The organism is Massilia litorea, assembly GCF_015101885.1.
Classification (GTDB): Bacteria; Pseudomonadota; Gammaproteobacteria; order Burkholderiales; family Burkholderiaceae_D; genus Telluria; species Telluria litorea.
Window position 1 is genome coordinate 293,407 of sequence record NZ_CP062941.1, and the last position, 17,320, is coordinate 310,726.

18 protein-coding genes are annotated in these 17,320 nt (G+C 63.8%); 6 read left to right on the top strand and 12 right to left on the bottom strand.

Annotated elements, in window-relative coordinates; all coding sequences use genetic code 11:
* Positions 1-3: 3 nt before the first annotated feature.
* Together LPB04_RS01210 and LPB04_RS01215 are read right to left on the bottom strand one after the other, a co-directional pair.
* The gene (locus LPB04_RS01210) at positions 4-933 is read right to left on the bottom strand and encodes a quinoprotein relay system zinc metallohydrolase 2 (RefSeq protein WP_193687005.1); all 930 of its coding nucleotides are present in this window, start codon (positions 931-933) and stop codon (positions 4-6) included.
* Positions 934-1,752 carry a quinoprotein dehydrogenase-associated SoxYZ-like carrier gene (locus LPB04_RS01215; RefSeq protein WP_193687006.1) on the bottom strand — a complete coding sequence of 273 codons (819 nt, stop codon included), beginning with the start codon at positions 1,750-1,752 and terminating at the stop codon, positions 934-936.
* 298 nt (positions 1,753-2,050) lie between these two features.
* On the opposite strand from LPB04_RS01215, the gene LPB04_RS01220 reads away from it, so the two are divergent.
* Entirely contained in the window at positions 2,051-2,386 is a 336-nt protein-coding gene (locus LPB04_RS01220; RefSeq protein ID WP_193687007.1) for a hypothetical protein, read from the top strand.
* 86 nt (positions 2,387-2,472) lie between these two features.
* On the opposite strand, the gene LPB04_RS01225 is transcribed toward LPB04_RS01220, so the two are convergent.
* The 3 genes from LPB04_RS01225 to pstS all read right to left on the bottom strand — a co-directional run bounded on the left by LPB04_RS01225 (position 2,473) and on the right by pstS (position 5,948).
* On the bottom strand, positions 2,473-3,687 hold the full coding sequence (locus LPB04_RS01225) for an extracellular catalytic domain type 2 short-chain-length polyhydroxyalkanoate depolymerase (RefSeq protein ID WP_227496575.1): 1,215 nt from the start codon (positions 3,685-3,687) through the stop codon (positions 2,473-2,475).
* Positions 3,688-3,794: 107 nt separating this feature from the next.
* Positions 3,795-4,751 (bottom strand): IS1595 family transposase, encoded by a 957-nt coding sequence (locus LPB04_RS01230; RefSeq protein WP_193687008.1) that lies wholly within the window; start codon positions 4,749-4,751, stop codon positions 3,795-3,797.
* A 153-nt stretch (positions 4,752-4,904) separates the two neighbouring features.
* The gene (gene pstS / locus LPB04_RS01235; protein WP_193687009.1) at positions 4,905-5,948 is read right to left on the bottom strand and encodes a phosphate ABC transporter substrate-binding protein PstS; all 1,044 of its coding nucleotides are present in this window, start codon (positions 5,946-5,948) and stop codon (positions 4,905-4,907) included.
* Between the two features lie 146 nt (positions 5,949-6,094).
* On the opposite strand from pstS, the gene LPB04_RS01240 reads away from it, so the two are divergent.
* Both LPB04_RS01240 and ggt read left to right on the top strand, forming a co-directional pair.
* A complete protein-coding gene (locus LPB04_RS01240) occupies positions 6,095-6,484 on the top strand; it encodes a hypothetical protein (RefSeq protein ID WP_193687010.1) in 390 nt (129 codons plus the stop codon).
* 24 nt (positions 6,485-6,508) lie between these two features.
* The gene (gene ggt, locus LPB04_RS01245; RefSeq protein ID WP_193687011.1) at positions 6,509-8,263 is read left to right on the top strand and encodes a gamma-glutamyltransferase; all 1,755 of its coding nucleotides are present in this window, start codon (positions 6,509-6,511) and stop codon (positions 8,261-8,263) included.
* Here ggt and LPB04_RS01250 read toward each other — a convergent pair whose 3' ends face one another.
* From LPB04_RS01250 to LPB04_RS01260, 3 genes are read right to left on the bottom strand one after another with little or no spacing between them, the layout of a single operon-like run.
* Entirely contained in the window at positions 8,264-9,691 is a 1,428-nt protein-coding gene (locus tag LPB04_RS01250) for a hypothetical protein (protein WP_193687012.1), read from the bottom strand.
* Positions 9,688-10,443, bottom strand: coding sequence for an ABC transporter ATP-binding protein (locus LPB04_RS01255; RefSeq protein WP_193687013.1), 756 nt, complete (start codon positions 10,441-10,443; stop codon positions 9,688-9,690). The genes LPB04_RS01250 and LPB04_RS01255 overlap by 4 nt, the downstream gene beginning before the upstream one ends.
* Positions 10,440-10,838 carry a GntR family transcriptional regulator gene (locus LPB04_RS01260; protein WP_193687014.1) on the bottom strand — a complete coding sequence of 133 codons (399 nt, stop codon included), beginning with the start codon at positions 10,836-10,838 and terminating at the stop codon, positions 10,440-10,442. Before LPB04_RS01260 ends, LPB04_RS01255 begins: the two co-directional genes overlap by 4 nt.
* A gap of 156 nt (positions 10,839-10,994) precedes the next feature.
* On the opposite strand from LPB04_RS01260, the gene LPB04_RS01265 reads away from it, so the two are divergent.
* Complete coding sequence (locus tag LPB04_RS01265) at positions 10,995-11,522, top strand: DUF1003 domain-containing protein (RefSeq protein WP_193687015.1); 528 nt, start codon at positions 10,995-10,997, stop codon at positions 11,520-11,522.
* Between the two features lie 58 nt (positions 11,523-11,580).
* On the opposite strand, the gene LPB04_RS01270 is transcribed toward LPB04_RS01265, so the two are convergent.
* The 4 genes from LPB04_RS01270 to LPB04_RS01285 all read right to left on the bottom strand — a co-directional run bounded on the left by LPB04_RS01270 (position 11,581) and on the right by LPB04_RS01285 (position 14,818).
* Entirely contained in the window at positions 11,581-12,162 is a 582-nt protein-coding gene (locus tag LPB04_RS01270; protein ID WP_193687016.1) for a TerD family protein, read from the bottom strand.
* Between the two features lie 23 nt (positions 12,163-12,185).
* Complete coding sequence (locus LPB04_RS01275; RefSeq protein WP_193687017.1) at positions 12,186-12,881, bottom strand: TIGR00266 family protein; 696 nt, start codon at positions 12,879-12,881, stop codon at positions 12,186-12,188.
* Positions 12,882-12,936: 55 nt separating this feature from the next.
* On the bottom strand, positions 12,937-13,512 hold the full coding sequence (locus LPB04_RS01280) for a TerD family protein (protein WP_193687018.1): 576 nt from the start codon (positions 13,510-13,512) through the stop codon (positions 12,937-12,939).
* Between the two features lie 238 nt (positions 13,513-13,750).
* Positions 13,751-14,818, bottom strand: coding sequence for a DUF475 domain-containing protein (locus LPB04_RS01285; protein ID WP_193687019.1), 1,068 nt, complete (start codon positions 14,816-14,818; stop codon positions 13,751-13,753).
* Between the two features lie 117 nt (positions 14,819-14,935).
* Here LPB04_RS01285 and nhaR point away from each other — a divergent pair, with 117 nt between their 5' ends.
* Both nhaR and LPB04_RS01295 read left to right on the top strand, forming a co-directional pair.
* Positions 14,936-15,832, top strand: a complete 897-nt coding sequence (gene nhaR / locus LPB04_RS01290; RefSeq protein WP_193687020.1) for a transcriptional activator NhaR — start codon at positions 14,936-14,938, stop codon at positions 15,830-15,832.
* 69 nt (positions 15,833-15,901) lie between these two features.
* Positions 15,902-17,254, top strand: a complete 1,353-nt coding sequence (locus tag LPB04_RS01295) for a hemolysin family protein (protein ID WP_193687021.1) — start codon at positions 15,902-15,904, stop codon at positions 17,252-17,254.
* The last annotated feature ends 66 nt before the right edge of the window (positions 17,255-17,320 follow it).

Sequence of the window (17,320 nt, forward strand, 5' to 3'; positions counted from 1 at the left end):
GCCTCACTCCCATTCCAGAACAGGATAGATCAGGTTGACATTACGCCGGTTGACGACGTCAAAAAGCTGCCAGCGTCCGCGCTCGGAGGCCGCCGCCGTCCCCATCGTCTCGGTCATGCCGGTGCCGTTTTTGATACTGGTACGTACGTCGCGCAGCAAAGTCGTCAGGTAGGCGCGCTGCCTGTCCAGGGCCTGGTACTTGTCGCGTGTGACGGGGCCGTGTCCCGGAATGGTCGCGACGGCCGGCAGCCTTTCCAGTGCATCCATCGCAGAGAGCCAGCCCTTGATGTCGCCATCGACGGCGGGCGTGCGCTCGATGAACAGCAGATCGCCCGTCCACAGGGTGCCGCTCGCGGCATCGAACACGGTCAGGTCGTTGTTGGTATGCGCACCCGGCCAGGCCCGGAGTTCGAGCTTGCGCCGGCCCAGGTCGAGGCTCAGGCGGTCCTGCACCGTCTCGTCCGGGGCGACGAGGGTGCTGTTGTCGGCCGCGCCGCCCAGCTGTTTTTTCAGGTTGCGCACGTACATATCGCCGCGCAGGGCCATCGCCTGGGGCAGCATGGCATGGCCGATGAATCGGGGTTGCGCACCAGGCTTGTCGTCGATGAAAGCGGCGTTGCCGAATACGTGGTCAGGGTGCACATGCGTGTTGATCACGTAGCGAATGGGCAGCCGGGTAATCGCGCGCAGCGCTTCCTTCAGGGCCATGCCGACCGCATACGAGCCGCCGGTATCGATGACCGCGACCGCGTCCAGGCCGACCACGAAGCCGATGTTGGCGATATCGCCGTCGTAACCGTCGTCGACGTCCTTGTGCTGCCCGATGTGCACGTACACGCCCGGCGCAACCTGCTCGAGACGCAGCGGCGCAGCGTCGGCATACGCAGTGTGCGCGGCTGCCAGCACGACCAGCGCGCGGACCAGGCGCCGCACCTAGCCTCCGACGTCCAGCGACTGGCGGAAGGTGGCGCCCCGATTGTCCTGCAGGACGACTTGCAAGGTGCCGGGCTTGTCGGCGAAGAAGCCAAACTGGATCGAAGGATTCTCGCTGATGCCGATATTGGTGTCGGCCATCAGCACCGGCTTGCCGTTGTACGTGACGTCGACCTTGTTGATGAAAAAGGCGGGCCGGAATCCATGCGTGACCAGGTCGCGCTGCAAACCGGTGTACATCGGGTGCCTGATCAGCAGCCTTGCCTGGTTGACCTCGCCTCCCTTGAAAGGCCCGTCCAGCGCCATCTTCATTTGCCCCGCCGCGGCGACCGCTGCCGCATCGCCGCTGGGCGCCGGACCGGCGCAACCGCCCGAGGCTTTCACGGTCACCGCATTCACATAGTAACGGCCATCGCTCGACTCCGCCACGACGTGCACCGGGGAATCGGATTCGAAGCGGATCCTGGTCGCGATTTCTGCTTTTCCACTCTGCGGAAGAAAGTGGAAAACCGCCGTCAGGGGCACCGGGTTTTCGTCGACCAGCACCGTGACCGACTTGATGTACTGCTGTGCCGTCATCGGATGATCGATGCTGAAGGCGAACGGGACCTGGTCGCCGCTGGCCGCGCGCGCCGGCGCAGTCAGACGGATGAAAGGCGCCGCTTCCAGTTTCTTCCCGGGGAAGAGAGACTGTTGCAGCGAGGCCCAGGCGGCATTCGCCTCTTGTGCCGGCGCTGGTAACGGAGACGCCGACCAGGCCAATATCGCCAGGCTGAAGACCCAGGAAGAGCAGCGGCTGCCCTGCAGACGGTTTTTCATCAAATCAACCTTTATCCATGAAGGATGCACGTTTCATTGCCGAACTTGGCGCCCTGTTCTTCCCTGGAGCGATGTAATGACTATAACGCAGGAAGGCCGTAAAGCCCATCGTGTTCCATGCGGCGCGCTGCGGCGTGTTATGAAGCAGTCCTGCGTCGGCTCCGCGGGCACGAGCGTTCGAGCCAAAGCCACTAATGTAAGCAATTGTTAAGTCTGTCAACAAGCTGGTCAGCTGCGTCGTTAATGGTCGGTAGGATGTGACCATGCACTACCAAACAACCAACCGAGGAGCTGCACCATGAAAAAAATTACCGCTACCCTGATCGCGAGCCTGTTTGCCACCGTTGCCGTCGCACAGACGCCAGCGACGCCTGCAACCTCGGCAACCCCAGCCGCGCAAGCGAGCACGGACACCACCACGCCGAAAGCAGCGTTCGTGGATAACAAGGATCTGAAGGCCAGCACGCAAACCAACGGCAAGCTGGTCAAGAAGGTCAGCAAGGCCGATGCCAAGGCGGCGGCAAAAGCCGACAAGGACGCCAAGGCGGCAGCGAAAGCCGAGGGCAAGGGCGCCGTCAAGGCGGACGCCGATACCCACGGCGCGCATGTTTCCGAAACCGCCAAGACCAAGTAATCGTTTTGGACACATGAAAAACACCCGCGAAGATCGCGGGTTTTTTTATGCCCCTTGCGATAGCGGCAGCGGGCGTATCCAGGACCCTAGGGCCGGCCGGTCACGCGCTGCACCATCGCGTAGAGCACGGACATCTGCAAGCCGCTCGTGAGCGCATAGTTCGGATCGTATTGGTTGGCGTAGCCCCACCAGTCAAAGCATGCCTTCGGATTCGTGGGGCCGGGCGCACTCGACGCAATGGTGTCGGGATACAGGACCACGAGTCGGTTCGTATCGGCCCACTCGTTAATGCCGGCCTCGGTGACCCAGCGGTTTCCGATAAGCGACTCCGCTTGCAGGCAGCCATGCATGGCAAGGACGAATCCGCAGGTTTTCCCTTGCGTGCAGGTTTTAGGGACAAAAATCTTCCCGGTCGAGCTCATCGAGACGTTCGGCGACGCCCCGAACTCGGTTTGGTCGAATGTCGACAAGGTCCCCGTCAGCTTTCCGTTATTACGTGGGCTCAAAGGACCGAGGAACATCGTCAGCCAGGTTTTCACCGAATCGTACACGGCGCCATTGACGGTGCAGTTCACCATGTAGGGGCTCCCGAGCGTGCCGCAGGGGAGCTCGCCGTTTGGAGATTCCCAGCCGTGAGCGGCGGGGAAGGCATTATCGAAGCGGACATTCGCACCGTAATGCTGGTATTCGGAATTGAGGTCGGCCATCTCGCGCGGGTTGACGACAGTGTCCTGCGTGCCGGACCAGAGGTAGACAGGCTGGCCTTTGAGATTGGAAGAGGGGTCGATGGTGCCGAGGCTCGACTGCGCATCCAGGTAGGCTATTGAGGCCGCAAGCGTGCTGTTGTACGATGCCTGATTGGTCGGGAGCGTCTGGCCGCCACAATTTGCCAACGCGCCCGCAGCGCCCTCGAGCCCCGCGCACCAGTACACGCCGCCCGCGTAGATGGCTGCGCCCTTGAAAGTCGACGAGTGGGCAACGTGCATCTGCACTGCCGCGAAACCGCCCGACGAAATCCCGGCGACGAAGATTTTCGCTGGGTCAATCTGGTAGCGCGGGAGTTTCACGACGGCAGTCGTGACCGCTGCGGGGTCCGCTGCGACGCTCGTGGACACGGCCAGTGTTGTCGGCCCCGAAGATGCTTGCGGCGCCGTGGCGTCGCCTCCGCATCCAGTCACGGCAAGCGCAAGAACAGCTTGCAAGGCCAGGCGTAACTTCAACGCATTTGCACTCATTGTCGCCTCCTCCACCAATCGGAAAACGGACCAGGCTTCCTCCGCCGCGACCTCGTCTTCACGCATGGGCAATATTGTCGTGTTTGCTCGATTATATCGAGCGTCCACGCAGGGGGCGCGCGTTAGGCCTGGCGCCAGCTCGCCCGGCACGAATAAAAAAGGCGCTGTTCGCGTTAAGCGTGGAATATGCCGATTGCCGCTCGCAGCAAAGCCTCCGGCGTCTTGACACGGGCGCCGTCGAGCGCCCAGCGCCAGCCGAGATAGTTGCCGAGGTAACGGCTGGCAACCCCGCGAAACGGCTGCAGCCAGCCGCGCAGGCGGCTGTGATAGGCATTCACATTCTGGACGTGGATCGCGCCGCGCACCCGGATTCCCGCCTGCAAGTTCACCGCTTCATGGGTGATACCGGCTTCGCGTGCGAAATGCCGGTAGGCCGAATGGGCGTCCGTCACCAGCAACACGTCCGGCTCCAGGCGCACTTTCAAATGTTCGTGCAATTGCGCCCGCGTAACAGGCCCCTTGCCCGGGACCCAGTCGAGCGTCTGGCCGGTCCGGTCGCGTGCGACCAGGATGCACATCTGCTCGTTCGAAATGCCGCGTTTTGTCGCCTTTCCGCCGCGCTTGCGTGGAGGCCGATCGAGCGAGCGGGACCCTTTGTGTGATTCGAGCACATACATCTCGTCGGCCTCGGCGATCCCGGCCAGGCGCTGGGGTCGGTCGTTTTGAGTGAGCGCGAGAAAACGGTGGCGCCAGCGAAAGCTGGTGGCGCGGGCAACGCCGAGCTGGGCGGCGCTGCGCCGGATGCTGTGCGAGTCGAGCATGCCGCCCAGGTAATCGAGCCAGCGCCCTTTGTGGCGCAGGCGCGCCAGCGGCGTGCCGGTGAGCGCATTGCAGGTGCGGCCGCAAGCGCGGCAACGAAAGCGCTGCAGCCCGTTGGCGCGGCCGTGCTTGTGGAAGCGATTCAAGCCGCAACCGGGACAGGCAAGTTGCGGCGCGCTCGCCTGCTCGATGACGTCCACCGTCCGATCGCGCTTGACCGTTGGCAGCAGCAGGCCGAGCAAACGTTCGCGCTGGCGCCGGGTCAGCGCGGCCAGGTTCTTCAGGAAGTGCTCGAACTTGCGTGCTTGCATGCGAACCTCCTCTCAGGTGAAGTCTCATTTGGACCTCAGCCGTTCAAGAAGATTCCACACTCAACGCGAACAGCGCCATAAAAAAAACGGCGGTCCCTGTGAAGACCGCCGCCAACCTACCGGTAACGCTACGCGGGCCTGCGCCCGCTTGCATCAATAAATCGCCGCGCCCGACGCATCCTTCAGCTGCGCCTTCCAGGCGCCCTGCACCAGCTTGACGACCGATGCCGGCATCGGCACGTAGTCCAGCTCGGCTGCGGCGGCGCTGCCGTTCTTGTAGGCGTAGTCGAAGAACTTGACGACCTCTTTACCCTTGGCCGCGTCCGCCTGTGCACGGTGCATCAGGATGTAGGACACGCCGGTGATCGGCCAGCTGCTCTTGCCGGCAGTGTCGGTCAGGACCACGGCGAAGCCCGGGGTCTTGGTCCACTCGGCGCTGGCGGCGGCGGCCTTGAAGTGCTCGTCGTCCGGCTGCAGGAACTGGCCGTCCTTGTTCTTGAGCTGGGTGTGCGACAGCTTGTTCTTCTTGGCGTAGGCCCACTCGACATAGCCGATCGCACCCTTGATGCGCTGCACGTTGGCGGCGACGCCTTCGTTGCCCTTGCCGCCGACGCCGGTGGCCCATTTCACGGCCGTGCCGGCGCCGATTTTCGACTGGAATTCCGGGTTCACCTTCGACAGGTAGTCGGTGAATAGGAAGGAGGTGCCCGAGCTGTCGGCGCGGTGGACGACGGTGATGTCGTCGGCAGGCAGCTTGACGCCCGGGTTCAGCGCGGCGATTTCCTGGGCATTCCACTTGGTGATCTTGCCCAGGTAGATGTCGGCCAGCACCGGACCGGTCAGTTTCAGCTGGCCCGGCGCCACGCCTTCCACATTCACCACGGCAACCACGCCGCCCATGATGGCCGGGAACTGCATCAGGCCCGCTTCGTCCAGTTCAGCCGCTTTCAATGGCATGTCCGAGGCGCCGAAATCGACGGTTTTTGCCTTGATCTGCTTGATGCCCGCGCCCGAGCCGACCGACTGGTAGTTCATGCCGGTGCCGGTGGCCGCCTTGTACATTTCCGCCCACTTTGCGTAGATCGGGTATGGGAAGGTCGCACCTGCGCCCGTCACGTCGGCGGCGAAGGAAGAGGACATCACCATCGCAGCAGCGCTACCTACGATCATCGTTTTGAACATGTGCTTGATTTTCATTTTGTCTTTGGCCCAGGGTGTGGCTCAGTTGGTTGAGTGACGAGCGCAGTCTAGTCCGCGAATATGACCGCTGTATGACGGGTCGAAATGCGCCGATACTGTGGCGTTTTTGCTATGCTGCACTTGTCGACACGACCATTGCTCCGATGCGCCACCTGTTCGCTCTTCCCGTCCTCTGCGCCGCGCTGCTTGGCTGCGCCACCCCGGCGCCGCCCGTGCTCGGCACTTTTACCCTCGAACCCGGCCAGGAGCTGGTGGTCGCGCCGGACACCACCCTGCATTTCGATGCCGTCGACGACAGCCGCTGCCCGCCGAACGTGCACTGCATCTGGGCCGGCAGGCTGAGCTACCGCTTCAGCATCCGGCGCGCCGGCGTGGCGCTCGACACCGTCGAGCTCTCGCCCGCGCAGCGCGAGGCGGCGCCGCCAGCCTTGCATGGGCGCCGCATCCTGCTCGACCCGGCAGCGATCCCGGCCCCACCCGCCCCGGCCATGCCGACTCCTCATCGCGCCACCATCACGCTTGTCCCCGCCTGATCCTTCAACCTTGCCGACCATTCCATGACCCGATCCGCGACCGCCCTCACCTGCACACTGACCCTTTCCATCATCCTCAACGCGCCGCTGGCGCTTGCCAAGACGCCGGTCGCCACCGGCAGCGGCGGCGCCGTCGCCACCATCAGCGAGAAGGCCTCGCAATCGGCGCTCGCCATCCTGAACAAAGGCGGCAACGCGATCGACGCGGCAGTCGCCGCCGCGGCGACGCTGGGCGTGACCGATCCGTTCAGCTGCGGCATCGGCGGCGGCGGCTTCATGGTGATCTATCTCGCCAAGGACAAGCGCGTGATCACGATCGACCACCGCGAAACGGCGCCCGCCTCCTTCACGCCAGCAGTGTTTTTGGAGGGCGGTAAAGAGATCGATTTCGAGAAGGCGGTCGCCAGCGGGGCATCGGTCGGCGTGCCGGGCACGGTGCGCGGCTGGCACGAAGCGCTCGAGCGCTACGGCAGCATGAAGTTCAAGCAGGTGCTGGCGCCGGCCATCGACGTCGCCACCAAAGGTTTTACGGTCAGCGACACTTTCTCGCACCTGACGCGTGAAAATGAGGGCAAATTCCGGCAGTTCGGCACCACGTCGGCGCTGTACCTGCGCGACGGGAAAGCCGTGACGGCCGGGACCACGCTGCGCAATCCCGACATGGCCAAGGCCTACCGCGAAATCGCCGCCAGAGGTCAGCGCGCCTTTTATGAGGGCCCGATGGCGCGCGCCATCGTCGACGCCGTCAACAGGCCGCCGGTGGCGAACGGCGCTCAGGTACGCGCCGGCCGCATGACGCTGGCCGATCTCGCCAACTACGAAGCGCGCATCCGCCAGCCGGTGCTCAGCACCTACCGCGGCTATGAACTCTACGGCATGCCGCTGCCGAGCAGCGGCGGCATCACTGTCGCCGAAGCGCTGAACATCCTCGAAGGCTACGACCTGAAATCGCTGCCGCGTGCGAACGCCGAGCACCTGTACCTGGAAGCGAGCCGCCTTGCCTTTGCCGACCGCAACGCCTATCTCGCCGATCCGGAATACGTCGATGCGCCAGTAAGCGGCCTGCTGTCGAAAGAGTTCGCCGCGCAGCGCCGCGCCCAGATCGACCTCAAGCGCGCCAGCGCGAATGTCAGTGCGGGCGATCCCTACGCCTTCCAGGACGACCAGAGCATTCCGCTGCGCCCGCAAACGCGGCCGCTACAGCGCGAGAGCGCCCACACCACCCACTTCACGGTCTCCGACAAGGAAGGCAACGTCGTCTCCTATACCTTCACCATCGAGTCCTGGGGCGGCAGCGGTATCGTGGTGCCGGGCTACGGCTTCCTGCTGAATAACGAGATGACCGATTTCGATTTTTCCGGTCCGCGCCCGAACGTGCCGGAAGCCGGTAAACGTCCGCGCAGCAGCATGGCGCCGACCATCGCCCTGAAGGACGGCAAGCCCGCCTTCACCATCGGCAGCCCGGGCGGCGCGACCATCATCACCACGGTGCTGCAGACGATCGTCAACTACGTCGACTTCGGCATGCCGATGGACGCGGCGGTCAATGCGCCGCGCCTGTCGGAACGGAATGGCGCAGCCACCTCGGTCGAACCGGGCTTCGGCGGCTCGGCCCAGGCGCAGGCACTGTCGGCCTTCGGTCACAAGTGGGAAGACCCCGCCGAGGAGATCGGCGCGGCGAATGCGATCGTGTTCAATCCGGACGGCACCGTGACGGCGGTCAGCGAAGGCCGGCGTCACGGGGTGGGCAGCGCACTCGTCCAGAAGAGCGCGCACTAGTCAGGCCAGGCGCCCGACCGGAAAAGCGATCGGGGCAGCGACGCTGCGTTTCCAGCGCCAGGGCACGACCACCAGCGCGATCAGGACACTGGCCAGTGCAGCGCCTGCCGTGATGGGCAGGCCCGAGACGGCATGGATCGCGGCGCCGGCGGCGAAGCTGATCGCCGCCGTCACGAGCAGCGCGAACGCCGGGCCGAGTCCGAGCAGGCCGGCATGCCGGGCATGCTGGCGCAGGTTGGTGCCGATCAGCGGCAGCGTCAGGCAGCACAGGCACAGTTGCAGGACGTAGAAGGAGGCCGGCGCGCCGGCGGCGAGCGTCAGCAATCCGACTGCCCCGGCCTGCAGGCACCATCCGAGTACGGCGCTGCGCAGCTGCACGCCGGCCAGCGTGCGGTTGAACGCGGCGGCGCCGGCGGGCATGGCGGGCGCCAGGCGCAGCAGGGTTTGTTCGCCGCGGGTCTCCATCAGGCGGATGTTGCGGCGTTCGTGGTCGAACAGGGGCACCAGCATCAGGCTCGCCGCGACTGCCCAGCCGCCATTGGCCACCATGAGGCGCAGCGCATCGCCGTCGTAGAACCGCAAGGCCAGCAGCGCACCTCCGAGGACCGGCGTGACCACGGCCAGCGCCAGCAGCTGGCCGCTCCAGTGCTCGCGCGCGCCCAGCAGGTGGCCGAGCAGCTTGCCGGCATCGCGGCCGGCACAGTCGCGGCGCAGCGCGGCCAGGTAGACCGCCGTGAAGACCCGGTTCGGCTTGCCTTCCCTGAATTGCCCTTTCGGCGTCAGCCGTTCGGTCTGCAGCTTCTGCCGTTCGCGCAGGGCGTAATGGCGCTCGCCGCCGTTCATGAACATGGTCCTGAGGGTGAAGGCGCCGTAGGCGAGCATCAGCAGGCTGGCCGCCGCCAGGCCGGCCCCATGCGCCAGCCGGTCCAGCGCGCTGGCCGGAATCACCCTCGATAGGGCAACCAGGGGGAACAGGCCGAACTGCGCAGCGACGCCCGCCCAGTGGCCGGTGCGTGCCAGGGCGAAGGTGGCAAGCCCGCCGCCGGCACCCAGCAGGACCAGGCTTGGGGCCAGTCCGGTGCCGACCGCCAGCAGCGCCGCCAGGAGCGTGGCGGCGGCCCAGGCGCCCGCCGTCAGCTGCATCAGCCGGCGGCGCAGGGCCGGCACCAGGCGCGCATTGGCCGGCGTGTTGAGTTTGATGGCGCCCGGCAGGAAGTAGCCCGCCCAGCCGGCGAGCAGGCCGGCCAGCGCGATACGCGCCGCCACGCCGATGCTCAGCATCGGGTCGTCCATTTTCAGCTGGACCAGGAAACCGATGGTGACGGCAGCCACCGCCGCGAAGGACAGCACGATCATCCAGGCGCTCGGCTGGCGCGAACTGAGCGCCATCCGTGCAAGCACGGCATGCGTGCGCAGTGCCGGGCTCATTGCGTCACCTCGATGAACAGGTCTTCCAGGCTGAGCGGCTCGGCGCGCACGCCCGGCGCGCCGACGACGCGGTGCGCGCCTTCGAGCAGTTCGTCGAGCTGGCCCTGGAGCGCGATCCTGCCGTCCTTGAGGAAGGCGACATCGAGCGCGACCCGTTCCAGGTCGGACAGGATATGCGTCGAGAACACGACCGTGGTGCCGCGCTCGATGACGCCGTCGATCAGCTCGCGCAGGAACTCGCGGCGGCCGACCGGGTCGAGCGCGGAGACCGGCTCGTCGAGGACCAGCAGTTCCGGATCGGGTCCGAGCGCGCGGATGATGGCCAGGCGCTGCTGCTCGCCGCCGGACAGCTTGCTGATCGCCCTGCCCAGCTTGGGCAGGTCGAAACCCCAGCGTTCGAGCAACGCATCGACCTTGGCATCGTTCCAGCGCGGATACAGGGCCTTGAAGTAGTCCAGCATCTGGCGCGGCGTGAGCCACTCGAACAGGTCCGATTTCTGCGGCACGTAACCAATCCGGGCACGGGTGGCGTCCGACAGCGCGTTCACATCCTCGCCGTAGATGGTGACCGCTCCCCCATCCGCTTCGCGCAGGCCAAGCAGGCATTCGAGCAGCGTCGACTTGCCGGCGCCGTTGCGCCCCAGCAGGCCGATCACCTGGCCCGGCATCACCTGCCAGTCGAGGCCATTCAGGACGGGAGTACTGCCGAACTGCTTGCGGACCGAGGACAGCCGGACGATCGGGGTGTTCATGCTTGTTCCTTCAGGATATGGGTGAACAGGGAGAGGACGGTGTCGGGATCGAGTTCGAGCTGGCGCGCCTCCATGGCCGCGCGTTCCAGGATTGGACGCAGCAGTTCGGCGCGCTCAAGGGCGCTGTGCCGGGTGCCGGCGCGGTCGGCGATGCTCATGCCCATGCCGCGCTTGCGCGTCAATAGCCCTTCCATCTCGAGCAGGCCGTAGGCCTTGGAGACGGTCATCGGATTGAGCGTCAGCGCCTGGGCGACCTCGCGCACCGAAGGCATGCCGTCGCCGGGGGCCATCTGGCCGGCGGCAATCAGGCGCCGCACCTGCTCGACGAGCTGGCGGTAGATCGGCTCGGAGGAGCCGGTGGTGATCGAGAACAGCTGGGCGGAGTGGGTGGTCATGGCGCTTAGTGTATTAGTTGATTAATACACTAAGCTCATTCTCGGATGATGTCAACAAGAAATATCAAACAAAGTCGGGGCCGGCACGCCCGTACATGCAGTTTTCTCACGACGATTCGGGCTATAGTGGGTCGTCCGTTCGTCCCAGGGGGTGTCATGAACTCGTCTCAAATCTCCGCTTTGCCTTCGGAAGGCGACCCCGATGTCGATCACTTGCGCTTTCATCGTCAGCACGAGCATTTGTTCAAGACCTTCGGCAGCGACGTGTTCGGGTTGAAAGCGGAAGCCTTCGCCCGTTTCTTCGGAACGCCTGTTTTCCTCGGTGCGCAAACCTTGATTGTTGCAGTCTGGATCGCCGCCAACGCACTCGGGTTCATGCATTTCGACCTGTACCCCTTCATCCTGCTCAATCTGGCGTTCAGCCTGCAGGCAGCCTACGCAGCCCCGCTTATCCTGCTCGCGCAAACGCGCCAGGCGGCGCGCGACAAGGCGCACTCCGACGCGGATGCCAAGCACCGCGAAGCCATCGCCGCCGCCTCGACCAGGCAATCCGAGCAGATGTTGGAATTGCTGCGCCGGAATACGGAACTGACGGAAATCACCAGGACGATGGCGGAACGCATCGAAAAGCTGACGGCGGAAATGCACCAGCATCTGCTGCGGGATAGCGAGCAACAACACTGAGGTGCGAAAAAAAACCGGGGACGTATCCCCGGTTTCCTCGACTACGACAAACGACCGATTACAGATGCGGCGTAATGGCCGGCATCAGGTCATCGAAGGTGCGGCCGCTGGCATTTTCGCCGATCGCATGCATCTTCCATTCGCCATTGTGACGGTAGAGCTTGGCCATCACCTGGGCCGTGTGGGCGCCCTGCACCGACAGGTCGTAGCGCGCCACTTCCTTGTTGCCGGATGCGTCGAGCAGGCGGCAGTAGGCGTTTTGCACCTGCGAGAAGTTCTGGCCCGTGAAGCTGTTCACGGTGAAGACCAGGGACTTCACGTTCGGCGGCACGCTGGACAGGTCGACGTTGATCTGCTCGTCGTCGCCGTCGCCCGCGCCGGTGCGGTTGTCGCCGGTGTGGACGATGCTGCCGTCCTTGCTTTTGAGCTGGCGGAACCAGACGGTGTCCACCGGACGGTTCGATTCGTCGAACATCACCACCGAGGCGTCGAGGTCGACGCTTTCGGTCTTCGCGCCGAAGCCGAGGAAGCCCTTGGTCTTGATGGCGTCCCAGCCGAGGCCCATCGTGACGCGGGTGAGTGCGCCGCCGCCCTCTTTCGAGAGCGAGATTTTCTGGCCTTTTTGCAGATTGACTGTCATTGCATTACTCCTTGTGAGCAGACTTATTTGGCGGGCGTTTGCATCCAGGCTTTAAAGGCGGCACGGTTACGCGAACACACGTAGACCTTGCCCTTGCCCGAAAAGCGCAGGACCATGCCCTCGCCGCTGGTTTGGCTGTTGATCAGGTTACCCAGGAAGCCACCGCTGGTGCCGGTCGTGATCGAGATCTCGTAGCGTAGCGTGCTGTCCCAGCACACGACGTGCGAATTGTCGATGATCGCGTCCTTTCCCGGCTCGACGTCCAGCATCGACATCGACCCGAAACCCGACACCACGACCTGCCCCTGGCCGCTCGTCTCGGTGACGAAGAAGCCACCGCTGTTGGCGAAGAGCGCATTGCCGATGCTCTGGGTGCGCACGTTCAGGCCGACGCCGGACGAAGCCGCGACAAAGGCGCCGTCGCTGATGATGTAATTGTTCGGGCCGACGTCGACGATCTGCATCGCACCCGGCAGCGTCGGCGAGAGCAGGCAGTCGCCGGCGCCGCGCGTGGCTTCGATGTGCTGCTGGAAGAAGGACTCGCCGTTGGCGAAGGTGCGCATCAGCGCGCTGCCGAGCCCGCCCCGCATCTTGCCTTTCAGGTCGAGGGTCGATTCCATCATCACCATCGCGTCGGACTCGCAATAGATGGTTTCGCCCTGACGCATCGACACATGCAGGAAGGGATCGACATCCCCGGTCACGGTAAAAGTTGGCATTTGGCTTCCTTTGAAATGCGGCCCTCCGTTCAGGGAGAGACCGCGAACCTGTTAATTAAACGTTGACGCCGTAGTTCTTGGCGAGTGGCCCCAGGCCGCCCTGGAAGCCCTGGCCAATGGCGCGGAATTTCCAGTCGGCGCCGTTACGATACACCTCGCCGAAGATCATCGCCGCTTCCGTCGAGCCGTCTTCCGACAGGTCGTAGCGGGCAATTTCGCTCTCGCCATTGGCGTTGATGCAGCGAATGAAGGCCTTGCCGACCATGCCGAAGTTCTGGCGGCGGGTGTCGGCGTCGTGGATGGTGACTGCCAGCACGATCTTGTCGACGTCGGCCGGAACCTTGGTCAGGTCGACCGAGACGCTCTCGTCGTCGCCCGCGCCTTCGCCGGTCTTGTTGTCGCCCGAGTGGACGACCGAGCCGTCGGCCGACTTCAGGTTGTTGTAGAAGATGAAGTCGGCGTCGGAACGTACCTTGCCCGACGAGTTCAGCAGGAAGACCGCGCCGTCGAGGTCGAAGGCCGCGCCGTCGGTGGCGCGGGTGTCCCAGCCAAGGCCGACCTTGAGGTTGGTCAGGCCTGGAGCTTCTTTCGACAGGTTGACGTTGCCGCCTTTTTGCAGACTGATTGCCATGATGTTGTATCTCCTGAGTGAGTACTACTTTATTGAACACCGGGGTTACCACGCGCAGCGAACTGGTGTCCTGCCATTCGCCGTGCGGTTCGTTGTGCGACAGCGCTGGTGGCGCTGCGCGGAATTCTGTGCTGCTGTTCTTGCTCTGTACCGCGTGGGCACAAGTGCCCACCCTACGGTGCTGCTCTTGCTCTGTACCGCGTGGGCATGCCCACGCGGTACGACATTTCCTTACCGCTTACGCCAGCTCTTTGACACCTTCATGCGCTTCCAGAGCAGCATGCTTCTTCTTGTACTGGATCGACGACCACAGCGAAGCCGCAATGAACGCCACACCCGTCAGGCCCGTCACGATCTCAGGCACGTGGAACTTCATACTTGCCAGCATGATCACGGCCAGGATACCGATCGCGTAGTGCGCGCCGTGCTCCAGGTACACGAACTCGTCCAGCGTGCCCTTCTTGACCAGGTAGACCGTCATCGAACGCACGAACATCGCGCCGATTGCCAGGCCCAGCATGATGATCACGACGTCGGTGGTGATCGCAAAGGCGCCGATCACGCCGTCGAAGGAGAACGATGCGTCCAGCACTTCCAGGTACAGGAAGCCGCCGATACCGCCCTTCTTGACCATGTCGCCGACGTCGCCGCCGCCTTCTTCTTCCTTCTCCAGCAGGCCGCTGATCATGTCGACACCGACATACACCAGGATGCCCCAGATACCGGCAACCAGAACCACCATCTTCTGGCCAGCTTCGACGAAGGTCATCGAGAACAGCAGCGAAGCGAGCGCGATCATCACGGCGATCGAGGAAATCTTGCCCAGCGAACCGAGCTTCTTCTCGAAGTGTCCGAGCCAGTGGGTTTCCTTGTCCGAGTCAAGCAGGAAGTTCAGGAAGACCAGCATCAGGAACATGCCGCCGAAAGCCGCCACTTCAGCGTGGTGGGCCGTCAGGTGCGACGAGAAGCCTTTCGGATCGGACAGTGCCAGGTTCCACACTTCGGTGATCCCCAGGTCGGCCGCAACGGCGACGATGACCAGCGGGAACACGAGGCGCATACCGAACACGGCGATGATCATGCCCAGGCCCAGGAACAGCTTCAGCCAGAACTCGTTCCAGCCTTTCAGGACCGAGGCGTTGACCACGGCGTTATCGAAGGAGAGCGACACCTCCATGATCGACAGGATGGTGGCCACGCCAATGGCCGTCAGCGCGCCGGACAGGCCCGCATGCTCGTAGCCCCACCAGCCCGCTAATCCCAGGCAGACGATAGCGACGAGGAATGATCCCCTGAAGTGCTTCATATTGATTTCCCTTCAATGTTGTTGTTGACGGGATGCAGTGTAAGGGCTGGCGACTTATTGAAAAAGCGAAGATAATCGAAGGAATACTTCGAGAAAACGGAAGAGATCGAGCTGAAGATGAAAAACGCGGGCACCAATTTTCGCCACCTGTACTATTTCTGGGTGGTCGCCAAGGAGGGCAGCATCACGCGCGCGGCCGAGCGTCTCGGCCTGGCCGTGCAGACCGTCAGCAGCCAGATCGCCCTGCTCGAGCAGTCCCTTGGGAAATCGCTGTTCACCCAGCAGGGCCGGCGCCTGGTGCTGAGCGACGCGGGCGAACTGGCGCGCACCTATGCCGACCAGATTTTTCTCCTCGGCGAGCAGATGCAGGATGCGCTCGACCAGTCGTCCACCCTGCGCACCCGTCTCTCGGTTGGCATTTCCGACTCGCTGCCGAAACTGACCGCCTACCGCCTGCTGGAAGCGACCACCCAGCTCGCCACCCCGGTGCGCCTGGTCTGCTACGAGGACCAGTACGAGGCGCTGCTGGCCGACCTGGCCCTCCATAAACTCGACGTGGTGCTGACCGACCGCGCGCTGCCGACCGGCAGCACCCTGCGCGTGTTCAGCCACCTGCTGTTCGAGAGCGAGATGACGGTGGTCGGCACGGCCGCGCTGGCGCAGATCCATTCGCCCGACTTCCCGAAGAACCTGAATGGCGCGCCCTTCCTGCTGCCGACAAGGAATAATGCCCTGCGCCTGAAGATCGACGAATGGTTCGAGCTGCAGGGCGTGCACCCCGACGTGGTGGGCGAGTTCGAGGACAACGCTTTACTGAATACCTTCGGCCGGCGCGGCCTGGGCCTGTTCTTCGCGCCGGCGGCGCTCGCCAGCGACCTGGCCGAACAGTTGCAGGCGGTGCTGGTGGGCCGGGTACCGCAGGTGCGCGAGCAGTTCTATGCGATCTCGAACGAGAGAAAGATCCAGCATCCGGCGGTCGAGGCGATCCTGGCTTCGATGCATCAGGACGGCTAGCGAACCGTTGAGCTCAGTGAACCTTGTACAATGGGCATCGGCTTTGCCTTTTATTAACTCACATCTTGTATGGAAAATATTCTATTTGTCGTTCTGGCCCTCTTCCTGGTTGTCCTGAACGGCTTCTTCGTGGCGGCGGAATTCGGCATCGTCACGTTACGTAAAACGCGCGTGCGCGCCATCGCCAAAACCTCGGGCCTGCGCGGCCGCATCCTGGCCAAGGTCCACGGCCAGCTCGACGAATACCTGTCCGCCTGCCAGCTCGGCATCACCCTCGCCTCCCTCGGCCTGGGCTGGGTCGGCGAACCGGCCTTTGCCAGCCTGCTCGAACCGGTGTTCGGCCTGGTCGGCGTGACCTCCCCCCAGATCATCCACGGCGTCTCCTTTGTCGTTGCCTTCAGCGTCATCTCCTTCCTCCACATCGTGGTCGGCGAACTCGCGCCGAAATCGCTCGCGATCCGGATTCCCGAAGTCGTCGCCATGTGGTGCGCGCTGCCTTTGTACGGTTTTTACTGGGCCATGTACCCGGCGATCTGGCTGCTGAACGCGAGCGCGAACGGCGTGCTGCGCGTGGCGGGCCTGGCCGGCACCGGCAGCCACGAAACCCATTATTCGACCGACGAACTGAAACTCATCCTGCGCACCAACACCAGCACCAGCACCGGCAAGGAGAAATTCACCCATGACGAGCGCCACATCCTGGCGCAGTCGCTGGAGTTTTCCGAAATGGCCGTGTCCGACCTGATGCGTCCGATCAACGAGGTGATCGCCCTGCACGAAGACCTGTCGATCGAGGAAAACCTCGACACGGTGCGCCGCAACCGCTTCTCGCGCTATCCCTACTTCGACGAGGAAGGCGAGGAAGTGCTGGGCGTGATCCACCTGAAAGACCTGTTCTTCGCCCAGCAGTCGGGGAAAGACATCAGCGACCTCTCGCAATTCCTGCGCCCCGTGGAGACGATTTCGGCGCGCACGCCGGCCCAGGACATCTTCCGCCGCTTCCGCACCGGCGCCCCGCACTTCGCCCTGATCGGCGAAAAGGGCAAGCGCCCGGTCGGCTTCATTACGCTCGACAACCTGCTCGGCGCGATGGTCGGCGAGATCCGCGACGAATTCCGGATGAACGAAAACGACTGGCTGCCGCAGTCGGACGGCACCTATATCGGCAAGGCCTCGCTGCCGATCTATTCGCTCGAACGCCTGCTCGGCATCGACATCGACAACGAAGAGATGGGCCTGGACGACGTCGAATCGGTCGGCGGCCTGCTGATGGCGAAGCTGGGCGACATTCCGAAACAGGGGCAGCGCATCGAGTTCCCGAAATTCGACGTGGTCGTGAAAAAGACGAACGGCCCGCGCATCCTGCTGGTGAAAGTAATCCCGCGCCTGGAGCGCGGCGAAGACGAAGACGAACTGAGCTAAGACGTACAAACGCGTTACAAAGCCGCTGCCCTGCGCACCGCTTTGCATGCGTATAATGTTTCGTTG

Bases quoted from the DNA above. Each gene is read 5' to 3' on its own strand.
- nhaR (WP_193687020.1), top strand. From the start codon at position 14,936: ATGAAAAACGCGGGCACCAATTTTCGCCACCTGTACTATTTCTGGGTG.
- LPB04_RS01275 (WP_193687017.1), bottom strand. From the start codon at position 12,881: ATGCCAACTTTTACCGTGACCGGGGATGTCGATCCCTTCCTGCATGTG.
- LPB04_RS01265 (WP_193687015.1), top strand. From the start codon at position 10,995: ATGAACTCGTCTCAAATCTCCGCTTTGCCTTCGGAAGGCGACCCCGAT.
- pstS (WP_193687009.1), bottom strand. From the start codon at position 5,948: ATGAAAATCAAGCACATGTTCAAAACGATGATCGTAGGTAGCGCTGCT.
- LPB04_RS01270 (WP_193687016.1), bottom strand. From the start codon at position 12,162: ATGACAGTCAATCTGCAAAAAGGCCAGAAAATCTCGCTCTCGAAAGAG.
- LPB04_RS01295 (WP_193687021.1), top strand. From the start codon at position 15,902: ATGGAAAATATTCTATTTGTCGTTCTGGCCCTCTTCCTGGTTGTCCTG.
- LPB04_RS01240 (WP_193687010.1), top strand. From the start codon at position 6,095: ATGCGCCACCTGTTCGCTCTTCCCGTCCTCTGCGCCGCGCTGCTTGGC.
- LPB04_RS01250 (WP_193687012.1), bottom strand. From the start codon at position 9,691: ATGAGCCCGGCACTGCGCACGCATGCCGTGCTTGCACGGATGGCGCTC.
- LPB04_RS01260 (WP_193687014.1), bottom strand. From the start codon at position 10,838: ATGACCACCCACTCCGCCCAGCTGTTCTCGATCACCACCGGCTCCTCC.
- LPB04_RS01230 (WP_193687008.1), bottom strand. From the start codon at position 4,751: ATGCAAGCACGCAAGTTCGAGCACTTCCTGAAGAACCTGGCCGCGCTG.
- LPB04_RS01280 (WP_193687018.1), bottom strand. From the start codon at position 13,512: ATGGCAATCAGTCTGCAAAAAGGCGGCAACGTCAACCTGTCGAAAGAA.
- LPB04_RS01225 (WP_227496575.1), bottom strand. From the start codon at position 3,687: ATGCGTGAAGACGAGGTCGCGGCGGAGGAAGCCTGGTCCGTTTTCCGA.
- LPB04_RS01220 (WP_193687007.1), top strand. From the start codon at position 2,051: ATGAAAAAAATTACCGCTACCCTGATCGCGAGCCTGTTTGCCACCGTT.
- ggt (WP_193687011.1), top strand. From the start codon at position 6,509: ATGACCCGATCCGCGACCGCCCTCACCTGCACACTGACCCTTTCCATC.
- LPB04_RS01255 (WP_193687013.1), bottom strand. From the start codon at position 10,443: ATGAACACCCCGATCGTCCGGCTGTCCTCGGTCCGCAAGCAGTTCGGC.
- LPB04_RS01215 (WP_193687006.1), bottom strand. From the start codon at position 1,752: ATGAAAAACCGTCTGCAGGGCAGCCGCTGCTCTTCCTGGGTCTTCAGC.
- LPB04_RS01285 (WP_193687019.1), bottom strand. From the start codon at position 14,818: ATGAAGCACTTCAGGGGATCATTCCTCGTCGCTATCGTCTGCCTGGGA.